The sequence below is a fragment of the Pseudomonas sp. PB120 genome, assembly GCF_009761815.1.
Classification (GTDB): domain Bacteria; phylum Pseudomonadota; class Gammaproteobacteria; order Pseudomonadales; family Pseudomonadaceae; genus Aquipseudomonas.
Window position 1 is genome coordinate 120,258 of record NZ_RWIN01000033.1, and the last position, 16,122, is coordinate 136,379.

16 protein-coding genes and 1 pseudogene are annotated in these 16,122 nt (G+C 57.6%); 3 read left to right on the plus strand and 14 right to left on the minus strand.

Features of this window, described 5'->3' with window-relative positions; genetic code table 11:
- The first annotated feature begins 47 nt into the window (after positions 1–47).
- Complete coding sequence (locus EJA72_RS05620) at positions 48–1,463, plus strand: PLP-dependent aminotransferase family protein (protein WP_157710517.1); 1,416 nt, start codon at positions 48–50, stop codon at positions 1,461–1,463.
- Positions 1,463–1,558 (plus strand): annotated as a pseudogene (locus EJA72_RS05625) (DUF3077 domain-containing protein); the annotation flags it as partial. The gene EJA72_RS05620 and the pseudogene EJA72_RS05625, both read left to right, overlap by 1 nt.
- Positions 1,559–1,614: 56 nt before the next feature.
- Here the strand turns inward: EJA72_RS05625 and EJA72_RS05630 are convergent.
- The 14 genes from EJA72_RS05630 to EJA72_RS05695 all read right to left on the minus strand — a co-directional run bounded on the left by EJA72_RS05630 (position 1,615) and on the right by EJA72_RS05695 (position 14,749).
- Entirely contained in the window at positions 1,615–2,067 is a 453-nt protein-coding gene (locus tag EJA72_RS05630) for a hypothetical protein (RefSeq protein ID WP_157710519.1), read from the minus strand.
- Between the two features lie 4 nt (positions 2,068–2,071).
- Entirely contained in the window at positions 2,072–2,689 is a 618-nt protein-coding gene (locus EJA72_RS05635; protein ID WP_178129074.1) for a DUF6036 family nucleotidyltransferase, read from the minus strand.
- Between the two features lie 214 nt (positions 2,690–2,903).
- Positions 2,904–3,791, minus strand: a complete 888-nt coding sequence (cyoE, locus tag EJA72_RS05640; protein WP_157710520.1) for a heme o synthase — start codon at positions 3,789–3,791, stop codon at positions 2,904–2,906.
- A gap of 11 nt (positions 3,792–3,802) precedes the next feature.
- A complete protein-coding gene (cyoD, locus tag EJA72_RS05645; RefSeq protein ID WP_157710521.1) occupies positions 3,803–4,138 on the minus strand; it encodes a cytochrome o ubiquinol oxidase subunit IV in 336 nt (111 codons plus the stop codon).
- Entirely contained in the window at positions 4,139–4,765 is a 627-nt protein-coding gene (locus tag EJA72_RS05650; protein WP_157710522.1) for a cytochrome o ubiquinol oxidase subunit III, read from the minus strand.
- A 3-nt stretch (positions 4,766–4,768) separates the two neighbouring features.
- Positions 4,769–6,799, minus strand: coding sequence for a cytochrome o ubiquinol oxidase subunit I (gene cyoB / locus EJA72_RS05655; RefSeq protein WP_157710523.1), 2,031 nt, complete (start codon positions 6,797–6,799; stop codon positions 4,769–4,771).
- A 3-nt stretch (positions 6,800–6,802) separates the two neighbouring features.
- A complete protein-coding gene (cyoA, locus tag EJA72_RS05660) occupies positions 6,803–7,747 on the minus strand; it encodes a ubiquinol oxidase subunit II (RefSeq protein WP_157710524.1) in 945 nt (314 codons plus the stop codon).
- Positions 7,748–8,572: 825 nt separating this feature from the next.
- Complete coding sequence (locus EJA72_RS05665) at positions 8,573–9,082, minus strand: disulfide bond formation protein B (RefSeq protein WP_157710525.1); 510 nt, start codon at positions 9,080–9,082, stop codon at positions 8,573–8,575.
- A 291-nt stretch (positions 9,083–9,373) separates the two neighbouring features.
- Positions 9,374–10,150, minus strand: a complete 777-nt coding sequence (locus EJA72_RS05670; protein WP_157710526.1) for an ABC transporter substrate-binding protein — start codon at positions 10,148–10,150, stop codon at positions 9,374–9,376.
- Positions 10,151–10,461: 311 nt separating this feature from the next.
- On the minus strand, positions 10,462–10,914 hold the full coding sequence (moaE, locus tag EJA72_RS05675) for a molybdopterin synthase catalytic subunit MoaE (RefSeq protein ID WP_157710527.1): 453 nt from the start codon (positions 10,912–10,914) through the stop codon (positions 10,462–10,464).
- A gap of 2 nt (positions 10,915–10,916) precedes the next feature.
- A complete protein-coding gene (moaD, locus tag EJA72_RS05680; protein WP_157710528.1) occupies positions 10,917–11,159 on the minus strand; it encodes a molybdopterin converting factor subunit 1 in 243 nt (80 codons plus the stop codon).
- Entirely contained in the window at positions 11,156–11,629 is a 474-nt protein-coding gene (gene moaC / locus EJA72_RS05685) for a cyclic pyranopterin monophosphate synthase MoaC (RefSeq protein WP_178129077.1), read from the minus strand. Before moaC ends, moaD begins: the two co-directional genes overlap by 4 nt.
- A gap of 264 nt (positions 11,630–11,893) precedes the next feature.
- Positions 11,894–13,288: a PhoH family protein gene (locus EJA72_RS05690; RefSeq protein WP_157710529.1), complete on the minus strand. Its 1,395-nt coding sequence runs from the start codon at positions 13,286–13,288 to the stop codon at positions 11,894–11,896.
- Positions 13,289–13,624: 336 nt separating this feature from the next.
- The gene (locus tag EJA72_RS05695) at positions 13,625–14,749 is read right to left on the minus strand and encodes a polysaccharide deacetylase family protein (protein ID WP_157710530.1); all 1,125 of its coding nucleotides are present in this window, start codon (positions 14,747–14,749) and stop codon (positions 13,625–13,627) included.
- A 320-nt stretch (positions 14,750–15,069) separates the two neighbouring features.
- Here EJA72_RS05695 and yaaA point away from each other — a divergent pair, with 320 nt between their 5' ends.
- Positions 15,070–15,849: a peroxide stress protein YaaA gene (gene yaaA / locus EJA72_RS05700; protein WP_157710531.1), complete on the plus strand. Its 780-nt coding sequence runs from the start codon at positions 15,070–15,072 to the stop codon at positions 15,847–15,849.
- Positions 15,850–16,122: the final 273 nt, after the last annotated feature.

Genomic DNA, 16,122 nt, shown 5'->3' on the forward strand with positions numbered 1-16,122 from the left:
AGTTCGTATAGAATCAAACGAACTTTACTGCCGGAGAGACCAGTAAAATGCAGGTTCAACGTGCGGTCATCGCTGCCATAGAATTCCAGCCCGGCGTGCCGCTGGTGCAGCAGATCGTTGATCAATTGTCCGTTGCGATCAGTCAGGGCGGGCTGCCCCACGGGGCCAAGCTGCCGCCCATTCGCGAACTCTCCGACCTGATGAACGTGGGCAAATCCACGGTGGTCGACGCGCTGGACCGCTTGCGGGCCAAGGGCCTGGTGGTTTCACGCCAGGGCTCGGGGCATTACGTGCACCGCACCAGCACCACGCTCCAGACCGGCACTGGCCCGGATCTGCAACCTCAAGACACCCTCAGCGTGGTCCGCCGCGCATTGTTGCTGGACAACGGCGCCCTGCGTCCCGGCTGCGGATTCCTGCCGACCTCGTGGCTGCCGGCTGACGAATTGCTCAAGGCGGTGCGCGGCACCTTGCGCGCCACCAGCCTGCGCATGGGCGAATACGGCGTTGCCGGCGGCTACCTGCCGCTGCGCCAGGCATTGCGGGTCAAGTTGTCGACCTTCGGCATCGAAGCGCCGGTGGACCAGATCATCACCACCGCCAACACCATGCAGGCCATCGACCTGCTGATGCGCCTGCTGATCAAGCCCGGCGACACGGTGCTGCTCGACGATCCGTGCTACTTCAACATGCACGCCAACCTGGCGTTACACGGGGCCAAGGTCATCACCATCGCCCGGGATTGCGACGGCATGGACCTGGACGCGTTCGAGCAATTGTTGATCGCCCACAAGCCTGTGCTCTACATGACCAACAGCACGCTGCATAACCCGACCGGGCATTCATTCTCCCCGGCCCAGGTTTACCGGTTGCTGGAGTTGAGCCACCGCTATGGCTTCCACATTCTGGAAGACGATTTGTATGCCGACATTCAACAACGCCGCACGCCAAGACTGGCCGCGAGCGGGCTGGACAATGTCAGTTATATCTCCGGTTTCTCCAAGACCCTGACCGCCAACAGCCGCGTCAGCTACGCGGTGCTGTCCGCGCCACTGGCGGCCCGGCTGGTCGCCCTGAAAATGGCCTGCGGCGGCGTGACCTCGGAACTGGCGGAGCAGATCACCTGCACCATGCTCAGTGACGGCAGCTACACCAAGCACGCGCGGCGTACGGTGGATCGGTTGTATGAATCGAGCAGCCGCGTGGCGCGCTGGCTCGAAGAGGCCGGGTGCTCGGTGTCTTCGTTGCCAGGTGAAGGGTTGTTTATCTGGACGCGATTGCCCGACGGGCTGGACGCGGAAACCCTGGCGAGAAAGGGATTGGAGAATGACCTGGTGTTGGCGCCCGGTACGTTGCTTAGCAAGGCCGCTGATGCCAGCCATTTCCTGCGTTTCAACGTGGCGCACAGCGATCACCTTCAGGTGCGTGAGCGGTTCTTCCGGTTGCTCGACACACAGAGATGACGGACCGTCATCAATCCTTCTTGCAGGAAATGAGCAAAGCCGTGATCGATGACGTGGTGAAGGTGCTAGACGCTCCGGGTAACAACTGCAATTGAATAAAAAAGCCCCGCGATTCTATTGAATGCGCGAGGCTTTTCAGATTTCGGTTAGTTCAGGAAAACATCGAGCGCTGCTCTGCCTCGTAGTGCCGTGTCTGATAAGGCATCAGAGTCTGAACTTTCAGACCAAGCCCTTCACTCAACCCCCAGGAAACAGCAAGTTCATCACGACGCAGCCGAAGCCGTGCAGCAACCGACGACGTCTCGAGTGGTCTCGAAGTTGAATGAGCAAACAGTTCGAGGGCATTGAGGGTTTCCGATACTCGGATATCGGACACGCATGCAAATCGAGTGAATCGCTCGAGCAGATAGCCCGCACGCCGCACCTCCAGCTCGTCACTGTGGCATTGCAGAAATGCTGTCACCTCTCTCTCAAGATTGGAATCTGAATACCAAACGGCTTTCGCCGCGCTAACGAGCGCGGCGTCATCTGCCTGACTGAGAGGACTTTTGACCAGTGTGTCCAAGGCAGATGAGAGGGCTTGGCCTACAAGGAGCTTCGTCAACTGTCTACTCCAAATAGTCTTGCAGGATATTTGTAAGAACGGAGGTGGGTGGCTCTTTGTTGCCAACATATACATCAATCGCTTGCAACGCCAGCCGGCGTAGTTCGGCGCCCAGAATAAAGCCGCCTCTGAGAAGCGCCATGATATCGCCGATATCCTGATCGGTAGCCCTGCCCAGTTTGGAGATGGCAATGTCGATAGGCGCTGCAATGTGAACGTGTAAAGGCGACTCTTGCGAAAACTCTGCCAGACGAAGGCTTCGCTCCCAGTAATCCTCATGAAGGGGGCCAAAGCTTGTGTTGTATTGCAGGTCGTAATTCAGCTCCATCACTCGCCCGGATCGTTCGTCTACAAATAGCTCAGGGATCTGCGCGAGCATGGTTTGGAGGTGAAGGCCTTCGGGAACATTAACCTCGTAAATTTCAGCATCGACGTCCGTGGAAACACGATGATTTGTATAGAGGTGAACTGCGCAGCCACCAAATACGATAATTCTGACTGCTCCCGGTGTTGCATTCTCAAGCACCAAATCCGCTTCGGCCGACTTGAACATCGACACCAGTGCCTGCCCCAGCGCTGTGCCTGTATTAATACGGGGAGTGATTACATCCGGCAATTCCATTTCGAACCTCTACCATTAAAGGAAGTGTGGTGATCGAAATGGACCGTACCCAGCAAACACGGATCTGGCGTTAGGACGTTTCCTAAATGCCCTGCACCGTTTTCCGAAATGAGCAAATCCTTCGTACGACGCAAAGCTTTGATGGATTTTCATCCAACAAAAAACCCCGCACCTTCTCTCAAAGGGCGGGGTTTTTCTTTACAGCATCCGACGCTTAAGGCGCGTACGTCAGCAACAACTCGGTCGGCACTTTGAAGTCCAGGGACATCATCACGCTCAACGCGGTAATGGTGAAGATCGAGAACACGAACAGCTTGCGTGCCCAGACCGTGTCATCCACTGCCTTGTAGCCGGTCCAGGCCATGTACAACCAGTACATCCCCATGGCCGCGGCGACGGCGAGGTAGCTCATGCCGGCGTAGCCGCTGAAGGTCAGCATCAAGGTCGCCACGAGGAACGCCAGGATGTAGAGCAGGATGTGCTTCTTCGCCACTTCGATACCGCGCTTCACTGGCAGCACCGGAATCGATGCGGCCAGGTAATCGTTGAAGCGGAAGATCGCGATGGCGTAGGAATGCGGCATCTGCCACAGGCTGAACATCACCAGCAACGTCAGCGCGGCCATGTCGAAGCTGTTGCTGACGGCGACGTAACCGATCACCGGCGGCATCGCGCCCGACAGACTGCCCACCAGCGTGCCGTGAACCGACTTGCGCTTGAGGTACAGGCTGTAGAAACCGACGTAGATGACAAAACCGATCACCGCGAACAACGCGGCCAACGGGTTGGCCACCTTGTACAACAGTGCAACGCCGGCGACACCCAGGACGGTCGCATAGATCAGGGCCAGCTTCAGGGAGATCAAGCCCTGGACCAGCACCCGGTTCTTGGTGCGTTCCATCTTCAGGTCGATGTCGCGGTCGATGCAGTTGTTGAACACGCAACCGGAGGCGACGACCAGGGACGTGCCGATCATGGCGGCCAGGAAGATGGCCAGATCGACATGCCCTTTCGAGGCCAGGAAAAATCCGCCTGCCACTGAAAGCACGTTACCGAAAATGATCCCCGGCTTGGTGATTTGGATAAAGTGCTTCAACGACATCCGGATTTACCTCAGTGCGCCATCATGTTGTTGTGGATGCTGAACATGATCCACAGCGACAGGCCAACCAGCAGGACAATCACGATCGCGGCGAACACAAACGCAATCACGTTGTTACGTTGCGCGGCGGAACGGTCCAGGTGAAGGAAGTACACCAGGTGCACCAGCACCTGGATGACTGCGAAGGCCAGTACGATCCACAGGGTCAGGGCTTTCGGCAGCGACGGGTACATCACCAGACCGAACGGGATCAGGGTGAGGATGACCGACAGGACGAAACCAATGCCATAGGACTTGACGCTGCCGTGGCTGGCGTCGTGGCTGTCATGGGAGTGAGTGTTAGCCATTTACATAGTCCCCATCAGATAAACAACGGTGAATACGCAGATCCACACCACGTCCAGGAAGTGCCAGAACAGGCTCAGGCAGCTCAGACGGGTCTTGTTGGTCGCCGTCAGGCCGTTTTTCTGCACCTGATACATCATGATCGCCATCCAGATCAGACCGCTGGTCACGTGCAGACCGTGGGTGCCGACCAGGGTGAAGAACCCGGACAGGAAGCCGCTGCGGCTAGGACCGAAGCCCTCGGAGATCAACATGTGGAACTCGTTGATTTCCATGCCGATGAAGCCGGCGCCGAACATGAAGGTCAAGGCCAGCCAGCCCAGGACCTGCTTCTTGTTACCCCGGAAGAACGCCAGCATGGCGAAGCCGTAGGTGATCGAACTGAACAGCAGCAGAGCGGTTTCGCCCAGTACGTACGGCAGTTCGAAGATGTCGTGGCCCGACGGGCCACCCGCTACGTTGTTAACCAGTACCGCGTACGCTGCGAAGATCGACGCAAACAGAATGCAGTCGGTCATCAGGTAGAGCCAGAAACCGAATACGGTCATCTCGCCCGAGTCGTGGTGATGGTCATCGTGCCCATGTTCATCGACATGGGTGTGTCCAGCATTGGTCACTAAGTTCGACATGGTTTAAGCCTGTTCCAACGAGGTTTCAACACGGGTGGCGGTAGCTGGGACTTTCCCGGCCGCAACCAGACGCTTGTGCTGTTCTGCTTCGATGCGCTCGATCACGTCGACCGGCACCATATAGCCCTGGTCATCACGAGCAGCGTGGATCACGAAGTAGCCCACGGTGCCAACCAAACCAACGATGGCCAACCACCAGATGTGCCAGATCATCGCGAAACCGAACACGGTCAACAGAGCACCCATGACCAGACCGGTCGCGGTGTTGTTTGGCATGTGGATCGGCTCGTACTTGGCCGGAGCCTGGTACGCGGTGCCGTTTTCCTTGGCTTCGGTGAACGGGTCGATGCTTTCTGCTTTTGGCAGTACGGCAAAGTTGTAGAACGGTGGTGGCGACGAGGTCGACCATTCCAGCGTGTGGGCATTCCACGGGTCGCCGGCTTCGCACATGTTTTCTGGCAGCTTGCGATCACGCACGCTGACGTACAACTGGATCAACTGGCAGGCGATACCGACTGCAATCATCACCGCGCCGAACAGGGCCACGTACAGGTACGGCACCCACTCAGGGTTGGTGGTGGCGTTCAGACGACGGGTCATGCCCATGAAGCCCAGTACATAGAGCGGCATGAACGCGACGAAGAAGCCGGTGATCCAGAACCAGAATGCGGCCTTGCCCCAACCTTCGTGCAGCTTGAAGCCGAACGCTTTCGGGAAGTAGAAACCGAAACCTGCGATGTAACCGAATACCGCGCCGCCGATGATCACGTTGTGGAAGTGAGCGATCACGAACAGGCTGTTGTGCAGCACGAAGTCAGCACCCGGGATGGCCAGCAGTACGCCGGTCATGCCGCCGATGGCGAAGGTCACCATGAAGCCCAGGGTCCAGAGAACCTGGCTGGTGAAACGCAGACGGCCTTGGTAGATGGTGAACAGCCAGTTGAATAGCTTCACCCCCGTCGGGATCGAGATCAGCATCGTCGCCAGGCCGAAGAAGGCGTTGACGTTGGCGCCCGAACCCATGGTGAAGAAGTGGTGCAGCCAAACCATGAAGCCCAGGATCGAGATCGCGCCCGAAGCGTAGATCATCGAGTGGTGGCCGAACAGACGCTTGCCGGAGAAGGTCGAGATGACTTCGGAGAAGATACCGAACGCCGGCAGAATCAGGATGTAAACCTCGGGGTGACCCCAGGCCCAGAACAGGTTGACGTACATCATCGGATTGCCACCAAGTTCATTGGTGAAAATGTGGAAATCCATGTAACGGTCAAGCGTCAGCAGTGCCAGGGTAGCGGTCAGGATCGGGAACGAAGCCACGATCAGGACGTTGGCCCAGGTGCAGGTCCAGGTGAAGATCGGCATGTCCATCAGTTTCATGCCAGGGGTACGCATTTTCAGCACGGTGGCGAGGAAGTTGACCCCCGTCAGCGTCGTCCCCAACCCGGATAACTGTAGCGCCCAGATGTAGTAGTCCATCCCCACGCCAGGGCTGTATTGCAGACCCGACAGCGGTGGATAGGCAACCCAGCCGGTCTTGGCGAATTCACCGACGCCCAGGGACAGGTTGATCAGCACAACGCCGGACACCAGCAGCCAGAAGCTCAGGGAGTTCAGGAACGGGTAGGCAACGTCACGCGCGCCGATCTGCAGCGGCACTGCAAGGTTCATCAGGCCGGTGAAGAATGGCATCGCCATGAAGATGATCATGATCACACCGTGGGCGGTGAAGATCTGGTCATAGTGTTCAGGCGGCAGGTAGCCAGGCGAACCCTCGGTGGCCATGGCCAGCTGGGTACGCATCATGATGGCGTCGGCAAAACCGCGCAGCAGCATGACCATGGCAACGATGATGTACATCACGCCGATTTTCTTGTGGTCGACCGAGGTCAGCCACTCGGACCACAGGTAGGTCCACTTCTTGAAGTAGGTGATTGCAGCGAACAGCGCCAGACCACCGAGCGCGATCATGGAGATGGTAATCATCACAATCGGTTCGTGGAACGGGACCGCTTCCCAACTTAATTTACCAAACATCGTTTACTCCTCTGCCCCGGCAGCTGAATGCGAACTCATGTCCATCCCTTCCATAGCGGCCACTTCGTGCTCTTTCTTCTCGTGGTGCATTGGCTTGCCCGGTTTCATGCCTTCGTACTTGTCGAGGATGGTCTGGAACAGGTTTGGCGTGAACGAGGAGTACAGCGCGACTGGGTTGTTCTGGCTTGCTTTGGCAAGGGCTTCGTATTCAGCTTTTTCAAGCTGTTTAGGTGCCTTTTTGACTTCGCTGACCCAGGCGTCGAACTCTTCCTGAGTGGTCGCGATAGCTTTGAACTTCATGCCGGTGAAACCCGCGCCGCTGTAGTTGGCGGAGATACCGTCCATTTCAGCGTTCTGGTTGGCGATCAGGTGCAGTTTGGTCTGCATGCCCGCCATCGCGTAGATCTGACCGCCCAACGCAGGGATGAAGAACGAGTTCATCACCGAGTCGGAAGTGATCTTGAAGTTGATCGGCGTGTGCGCCGGGAACACGATCTTGTTGACCGTGGCAATGCCTTGTTCCGGGTAGATGAACAGCCACTTCCAGTCCAGCGCGACCACTTCAATGGTGACCGGCTTGACGTCGGATTCCAGCGGCTTGTACGGATCCAGCGCGTGGGTCGACTTGTAAGTGACGTAACCCAGGGCAATGATGATGAGCACAGGAACAGCCCACACCGCGATTTCGATCTTGGTGGAGTGCGACCACTTCGGCGTGTACACGGCGTCGGTGTTGGACGCGCGGTATTTCCAGGCGAACAGGAAGGTCATCACGATGACCGGAACCACGACCAACAGCATCAGCAGCGTTGCGGTGATGATCAGGTTTCGCTCGTCAAGGCCAACCTGGCCCTTGGGATCGAGCAAGGTCATGTTGCAGCCTGACAGCAACAACGTGCCGATCAGGGGCAATAAGCCTAGTAGTCTGGGGTACCTGTTTTTACTCATCTCACGACCTCTAAAGCAGCTTGCGCAATGCAGTTGGGTTTTGATCGCCAACACTTCACCCTGCCAAGGGTTGGCATTTTCTTGGATTGAATAAGGGCTGCCCGTCGCGCGTCAGACGCAGTTCGACAAATCCTGGGCGAGCGTTAAGTTCTTATTCGAATTCGTGGTCAAAGGCCTTGTTACAGACCAATTCCATTTGGTGCGGATAGTGGAGGCACCGACACCTTGGGAGTCGCATGAGGCCATCTGGCTTCTCGACACCCGTTTACTGCTCATGCACCTGAGTCAGGGTGAGCAATGCCGGGAATTCAGTGCGGGCGATTGTAGATATGTAACGAGTCATAAACCATGTCTCATCCCGAAATAATTTTTATCCATTCCAGCAACAATCATTAACGGTTTTCGCAAAAGTGCGGCATCTTATCGAAATTAATTCTCAACAAAAACACCAAAATAAGTAGGTCTACCAAACGCAGTTCAGACAGTATCGAAGGCGCAACGCCCTCCTCCGACCCGGCGCCAGCCCCTATCTGACAAGGGCTCCGGCCATTCGCCAGGGCCTGTTAAAACTGCCTGTTTCGGTTTTGGCAGGCTCGCGTGCCAGGTTGCCCAAAAAGGCCAATTTCGTTGCGCCGTTCTTTACCAATACGTGTTACCGAAATGCGTTGCGACACTCTTGCTGTGACAACATGTCGCACACGTGTCGCACCCCTGACTGCCGCGTATCACGGACTTTTAACCTGGCCTCTGAAATGCACAACGCCCCGGCCCTCTCAACGAGGACCGGGGCGTTTTATTTGAAGTGCTACGGTGTGGCAGACAGCCTCAGCGCAGGGCTTTGCGGTTACGCGAAATGAGCAGCGGCACCAGCACCACGACCAGCACAAACGCGAGCAACGCCCACTGCGCCAGGGACAAGCCGAGGATCGGCGGATACGGCGTAGAGCAGAAGCCGTCGACCTGGAAGCCCAGCGGGAAGATCTTCGCCAGCGGCAAACCGTCGACAATCGGTTGCAGCACATCGATGCCGCAACTGACCGAAGGGTAGAACTGGGTGAACACGTGATGGCCGGCGACCGCAACGCCGCCCAGGGCGCTGATCACCACCAGGGTTTCAAACACCGTAATGCTGCGACGGGTGCGCATGGCCGCGCCGATGAAGGCAAAAATCGCAATCAGCAGCAACGCATAGCGTTGCAGGATGCACAGCGGGCACGGTGCCTCTTCCAGAACGACTTGCATGTACAACGCGCCGCCGATCAGGGCCAGGCAGATGATGCCCAGCAACACCAGATAGCGCCGTTCACGTCCCAACCGCATTGTTTCCTCGCTCATCGCGTTTCCCTTCCAGATATCGATTGCCCCGAAGTCTACACGCTGGCCCCGGGCTTGGAGAGCCCGGAGCGCATGGAGAGATCGGGGGAATAAACGACAGGCCGGTTAAGCAGCGATTAACGGGTAACGCTCTATAGCCCCACTGTAGGAGCGAGCTTGCTCCGGGCGGCGTTCCGACGAAAAGCGCCTGGGCGACGCCTTTCACTCAGACAGCCCGCGTTATCGTTGACGACCATCGCGAGCAAGCTCGCTCCTACAATTGAACGCAGTTCAATGTGGGAATGCAGCTAATCAGTCGCCGTAGATATCGGACTTGAAGTACTTGTCCGAGATCTTCTGGTATTCGCCATTGGCGCGAATGCCGTCGATGGCGGTGTTCAGTTCGGAAACCAGTTCGGTGTTGCCCTTGCGAACGGCAATCCCGGCGCCCTCGCCCACGTATTTCGGGTCCTTGAGTTCCGGGCCGACAAACGCGTAGCCCTTGCCGCGCGGCATCGACAGGAAGTCATTGAGCGGAATGGTGTCGGCGAAGATGGCGTCGAGGCGGCCGGCGGCCAGGTCCATATAGATCTCTTCGTTGTTGCCGTAGCGCTTGACGTTGATGCCCTTGGGCTCAAACACCTCGGTGGCGTAGCGGTCGGTGGTGGTGGCGCGCTGCACGCCGACCGTCTTGCCCTTGAGGCTGGCGTACTGGTCATCCACGACGGCGCCGTCCTTCATGACCAGGCGCGATGACGTGAAGTAGTACTTGTGGGTGAAATCCACCGACTTCTTGCGGTCTTCGTTGATGGTCATGGACGACAGCGCCATGTCGATTTTCTTCACTTTAAGGGAAGGAATCAGGCCGTCGAACTCACCTTCGACCCAGACGCACTTGACCTTCATCTGCGCGCAGAGGGCATTGCCGATGTCGTAGTCGAACCCAACGATTTCACCTTGGTCGGTTTTGGAGGCAAACGGTGGGTAAGCCGCTTCGATCCCGATGCGCAGGGTTTTCTCGGCGGCGAACAGGCTGCTGCACGCCAACAGACTCAGTGCCATACCGGTGATGAGGGGGAGTTTCTTCATGTTCGTTCTCTCGCGGGTTGTTGTTGGTTTGGCAAGACAGAAGAAAGAGCTGGAACGGGGAACGCCTTTTTTGTACTTATAATTCCATACTGGACTTTTATGTATTGGTCGTCAATTGGGCGGGCGCAGTTGTGCTGGCCGATGGTCGGGAGGTGGGTCAGGAGGATATTGGGTGTTGCGGATGACGCTATCGCGAGCAGGCTCACTCCCACAGGGGAGCGGAGGCGTACCCAGGATTTGCGTTCACGCAAATCAACTGTGGGAGCGAGACCGGCTTGCCGGCGATGACGTGCCAGAGGCCAATGAAGAAATTACTGCTTCCAGCGATCCGCCGCCGCATGGTCGCTGTCACGCCCTTCAACCCAGCGCGCGCCATCACGGGTGTTCTCTTTCTTCCAGAACGGCGCACGGGTTTTCAGGTAGTCCATGACAAACGCACACGCATCGAACGCCGCCTGGCGGTGGGCGCTGGCGGCACCGACGAAGACGATCGGCTCGCCCGGCTCCAGGGCCCCGATGCGGTGCAGCACTTCCAGTTTGAGCAGCGGCCAGCGTTGTTCAGCCTCGACGGCAATCTTGCCGAGGGCCTTTTCAGTCATGCCCGGATAGTGTTCAAGGAACATCCCGGCCACATCGAGCCCGTCATTGAAGTCGCGCACGTAGCCGACAAAACTCACCACCGCACCGACGCCGACATTGGCCGCGTGCATGGCATTGACTTCAGCGCCCGGATCGAACGCCGTGGACTGCACGCGAATCGCCATGTTCAGCCCCCGGTCACGGTCGGAAAAAACGCCACTTCATCGCCATCGCTCACCGGCTCGTCGAGCTGGCAAAGGTCTTCGTTGCGGGCGCACATCAGGTTCTGCTCGCTCAGCACATCGGCGCCATCACGCCGGGCCAGCAGTGCACGAACGTCGTCGACGGTGGCAAAGTCGCCTTCGACCTTCACCGAGTCCACGCCCAGCGCTTCGCGGTAACGGGCAAAAAATCTCACGGTGACGTTCATGGCTGATCCGCCTGGAAATGGCCGCTCTTGCCACCGATTTTCTCCAGCAGCCGCACGCTTTCGATGGTCATGCCGCGATCCACGGCCTTGCACATGTCATAGATCGTCAGCGCCGCGACACTGGCAGCGGTCAGCGCTTCCATTTCGACGCCGGTCTGACCGGACAACTTGCAACGGGCAACGATGCGCACCGCGTCGTCCCCTTCGGCACTGAGTTCGACCTTGACGCCGGTGAGCATCAGCGGATGGCACAGCGGGATCAGATCGCTGGTTTTCTTTGCCGCCTGAATGCCGGCGATCCGCGCCACGGCGAACACATCACCCTTGGGATGACCACCACTGACAATCATCTGCAGGGTCTCGGGCAGCATGCGCACCAGCGCTTGGGCAGTCGCTTCACGGAACGTCACGGCTTTTTCGGTGACGTCGACCATGTTGGCGCGACCTTGGGAATCGAGATGAGTCAGCACAGGGTTACTCCTGATCAGGAGCCCCGATTGTAAACCTGCGGGTCAATTTTTCGCACGCACGATTATCGGTTCACACAATTCCCCTGTAGGAGCGAGCCTGCTCGCGAAAAACGAAAGGACAACGCGGTCATTCAGACAGTACGCGTTATCTTTGACGTCCATCGTCGGAACGCCGCCCGGAGCAGGCTCGCTCCTACAGGGGTTAGGTGTCGGGCATAAAAAACCGGGCAGCCTGTGAAGACTGCCCGGTTTTGTGTTGGCGGGTTACAAATGCGATTCCGCGTATTCAGCCAGAATCGAACGTGGCACCCCTTGCAGGGTGATGTGGACGCCGTTCGGGAAATCCTTGAAGCGTTCGGTCAGGTACGTCAGCCCGGAACTGGTCGCGGACAGGTAAGGGGTGTCGATCTGCGCCAGGTTGCCCAGGCACACCACTTTGGAACCGGCGCCGGCACGGGTAATGATGGTTTTCATCTGGTGCGGCGTGAGGTTCTGGCATTCATCGATCAGAATCAGGCTCTGCTGGAAGCTGCGACCCCGGATGTAGTTGAGGGATTTGAACTGCAACGGCACTTTGCTGAGGATGTAATCGACGCTGCCATGGGTATTTTCGTCATCCATGTGCAAGGCTTCGAGGTTGTCGGTGATAGCGCCCAGCCACGGTTCCATTTTCTCGGCTTCGGTGCCGGGCAGGAATCCGATTTCCTGGTCCAGACCCTGCACGCTGCGGGTCGCAATGATCCGGCGGTAGCGCTTGCTGACCATGGTCTGCTCGATGGCCGCCGCCAGGGCCAGGATGGTTTTACCCGAACCGGCTGCGCCCGTCAGGTTGACCAGGTGAATGTCCGGATCAAGCAAGGCGTACAGCGCCAGGCTCTGATAGATGTCACGCGGTTTCAGCCCCCAGGCTTCCTGGTGCAACAGGGGTTCCTGATGCAGGTCGAGAATCAGCAGCTTGTCCTCGTCGATCTCCTTGATCCAGCCGACAAAGCCCTGTTCGTCGATGATGAACTCGTTGATGTGCACCGCTGGCAAGTTGTCGATCATCTTGACCTGGTGCCAGGTGCGGCCGTGGTCCTGGCGGGTTTCGACATTCTTCACCAGATCCCAGAAGGACCCGGCCATCGTGTGATAGCCGTTTGGCAGCAGCGAAACGTCGTCAACCAGTTGGTCGGTGCTGTAGTCCTCGGCCGCGATCCCGCACGCGCGGGCCTTGAGGCGCATGTTGATGTCTTTGGTGACCAGCACCACGGGCAGCTTCGGGGAGCGCGCGTGCAGGTCAATCAACTGATTGATGATGATGTTGTCGTTCAGGTGTTCCGGAAGAATGATGTTTGGTTCGGCGCGTTTGCTCATCAGAATTGACAGCAAACCCTTGGGCCCACTTTTGCCACGCTGGATCGGCACGCCCAGCTCAACGTCTTCGGGGCTGGCATCGCCCAGTGTCTTGTCGATCAGGCGAATCGCCTGACGGCATTCCGCAGCCACGCTGTGATGCCCGCTCTTGAGCTTGTCGAGCTCCTCAAGCACGGTCATCGGGATGGCAACGTGGTGTTCTTCGAAGTTGAGCAGCGCGTTTGGATCGTGAATCAATACGTTGGTATCGAGTACATAAAGGATTGGCTGGTTGGAGGAAGAACTACGTCCGTGATCATCCATACTCGGTCACCTTTGTGGGAGCCATTCGACGCAATACCATGACAGTGCTGCGCCTCGAAGTGACTACCGAACTCACCTGCTGGGACTCAAGTGAACTGCACACAAACTGGGGTCTTGGGAGACGCCACCTGTGTTGCAGGTTTCGGCGGTCTGTCTTCGTAATACTCCAAAACCTGTGACAGAAAAAAGTACTTTGACGCTTTTTCGAAGTTTATTTTTCAGAGTGACCAATAGCACTTGGCGGATGGCCATCACCCCGTTAAAGTCGGAAGTCCGCCTGCATCGAAATCCCTCCTGAAATCGCCCCTCCCCCAATGATTACGGGGTTTTAGCGTTTCAGCGAAAACCATCCTGACAGTCTTCCCAGCCAATCCCGCTCTGCGCCGTTTGCGTGATCAACCAAGGCAGTGCCGTCTTCACCGCATCCTGTTTCACATTGAAATTGATCACCCCGTGCCGCCACAGCAGCATCAGGGTCAGCACCCGTTGCGCGCTCTGATTGCCCTTGAGTTTGCCGGCGCCATCCTGGGCATCGATGTCCCACAGCGCCACCTGCAAGCCCTGAGCCTTGAAGAAGCCTTCGGCATCCGCGCGGCGCTGGCCATCGGGCGGGCGAAACAGCGGTACGTAGTTTTCCGGCAGCTTCGTTTTCACCAGTTCTACAGTGCGCCGCACCGAATCCTGCCAGTCTTGCCAATGGCTATGGGAACGGAACTCCCAACCCTGGACGCCGATGCACTGGGTTGAATACGTCGATTGCAGGCTGGCCACCGAACGTTCTGCCAGACGGGCCTGAACGTCCTTGCCGAGGACGAAGAACGTGCCACTCATGTTCGACTTGCGCAGGTACTCGGTGGCCCAGGCCGTGTTGTCCGGTGCCACGTTCGCGGCGCTGTCGAAGGTCAGCAGAAACAGGCGGTCGTTCATCTCGTCGCCGTTGCGTTCATAGTCGCCAAAACGATCGATTTCGCTGCTGGTTTGCGGGAACAGTGCAGCCTTGCGCAACTGCTCGTCGAGGTATTGGGCGTGGAACAGCCGGCTCGGCTCGGCCCACTTTGTGTAGTAGCTGTCTTCGCTGAGCTGAAACTTGCCGGCCTCCTCGCGCAGGGTCTGCATGTCCTCGACCAGGAAACAGAACGACGCATCCTGATCGCAGCTGCGCTGGGCGAAGTTGTAATTGCTCAGCAAGCGCTGCCACAGGCGCTGGCGCAAGTGGTTGACCGAATCCATATTGATCGTGCGCAGGCCCAGGCGCTGGGCCAGGCTTGGCTCATCCAGGGTTTCGCTGGCCAGCAGGACACGGGCGAACATGAGGATTTCGGCCCTCGACGCCACGTCGAACAGGGTCGGATTGCCGAGCTGTTCAGGCCAGGTGCTGCGATCAAGCGTTGCCACATCGCCGGGCGCCGCCAGGGCACCAAAACTCAACAGCCAGGCCGAGAATAGAAAAACGATACGCAATGGGATGTCTCCATAACAAAACCCGCGCGGCACTATAGCTGATCGCGGCCCAACTCCCGCAGCAGCACAAGCATCCTTGCGGCGAGGGAGCTTGCTCCCGCTCGATTGCGCAGCAATCGCAAAACCGGCGAATGCGATGTTCCTGAAAAATCAGGATGCAGCTTGGGGCTGCTTCCCGGCCCAGCGGGAGCAAGCTCCCTCGCCACAAAAGCCTTTACAGTCAAAACCGCGTCGAGCCGTCGATCCCCTATGGACTTGATAGCTGGAGTCAAAACGGCCTACCCCCTAGAATCGCCCCCACGATTAAAGGAGACGACTTCATGCTGATGGTGATTTCCCCCGCCAAGACCCTCGATTACGAAACACCGCCGGCGACCCAGCGCTTTACCCAGCCGCAATACCTCGATCATTCCCAGGAATTGATCATGCAGCTGCGCGACCTGACCCCGGCGCAAATCAGTGAATTGATGCACGTCTCCGACAAGATCGGCGGGCTCAACGCCGCGCGCTTCGGCAGCTGGACGCCTGCGTTCACCCCGGAAAACGCCAAGCAGGCCTTGCTCGCGTTCAAAGGCGACGTTTACACCGGCCTGAATGCACAAACCTTCAGCGAAGCCGATTTCGATTACGCCCAGCAGCACCTTCGCATGTTGTCCGGCCTGTACGGCCTGCTGCGGCCACTGGACCTGATGCAGCCGTATCGACTGGAAATGGGCACCAAACTGGCGAATGCCCGTGGCAAGGACCTCTATGCCTTCTGGGGTACGCGGATCAGCGAGTGGTTGAATGAAGCGCTGGCCGAGCAAGGCGATGACGTGCTGCTGAACCTGGCCTCCAACGAGTATTTCTCGGCGGTCAAACGCAATGCCCTGAACGCCCGCATCATCAACACCGACTTCAAGGACCTGAAAAACGGTCAGTACAAAATCATCAGCTTCTACGCGAAAAAAGCCCGCGGCATGATGAGTCGCTTCGTCATTGAAGAACGGATCAACGACCCGCAAGCCCTCAAGCAATTCGACGTTCAGGGCTACCGCTACAGCGCCGAGCAGTCGAAACAGGACAACCTGGTCTTCCTGCGCGATCACGCTCCCGAATAACGCCCCTTTGTGGCGCACGACATCAATAGCCTCGTCGTGCGCCCGCTTCTCATCGTCCGACAATTCCCCTCCTGATTCGCCATTTTTACGGCGTCAAAAATCCAACACCCATATTTCTAACTTTAGTTTCACTCGACTTCGATGATTTTTTTCAGTAGTGGCACTGAAAATTTTTCTCAGTAGTGGCACATGAATATCTAATTCGACGACGCCCCTGTGTATCAAGGGTGAAACAGCCGTTGCCATCAATATGAAAGCAGTGCCATCTTTTTC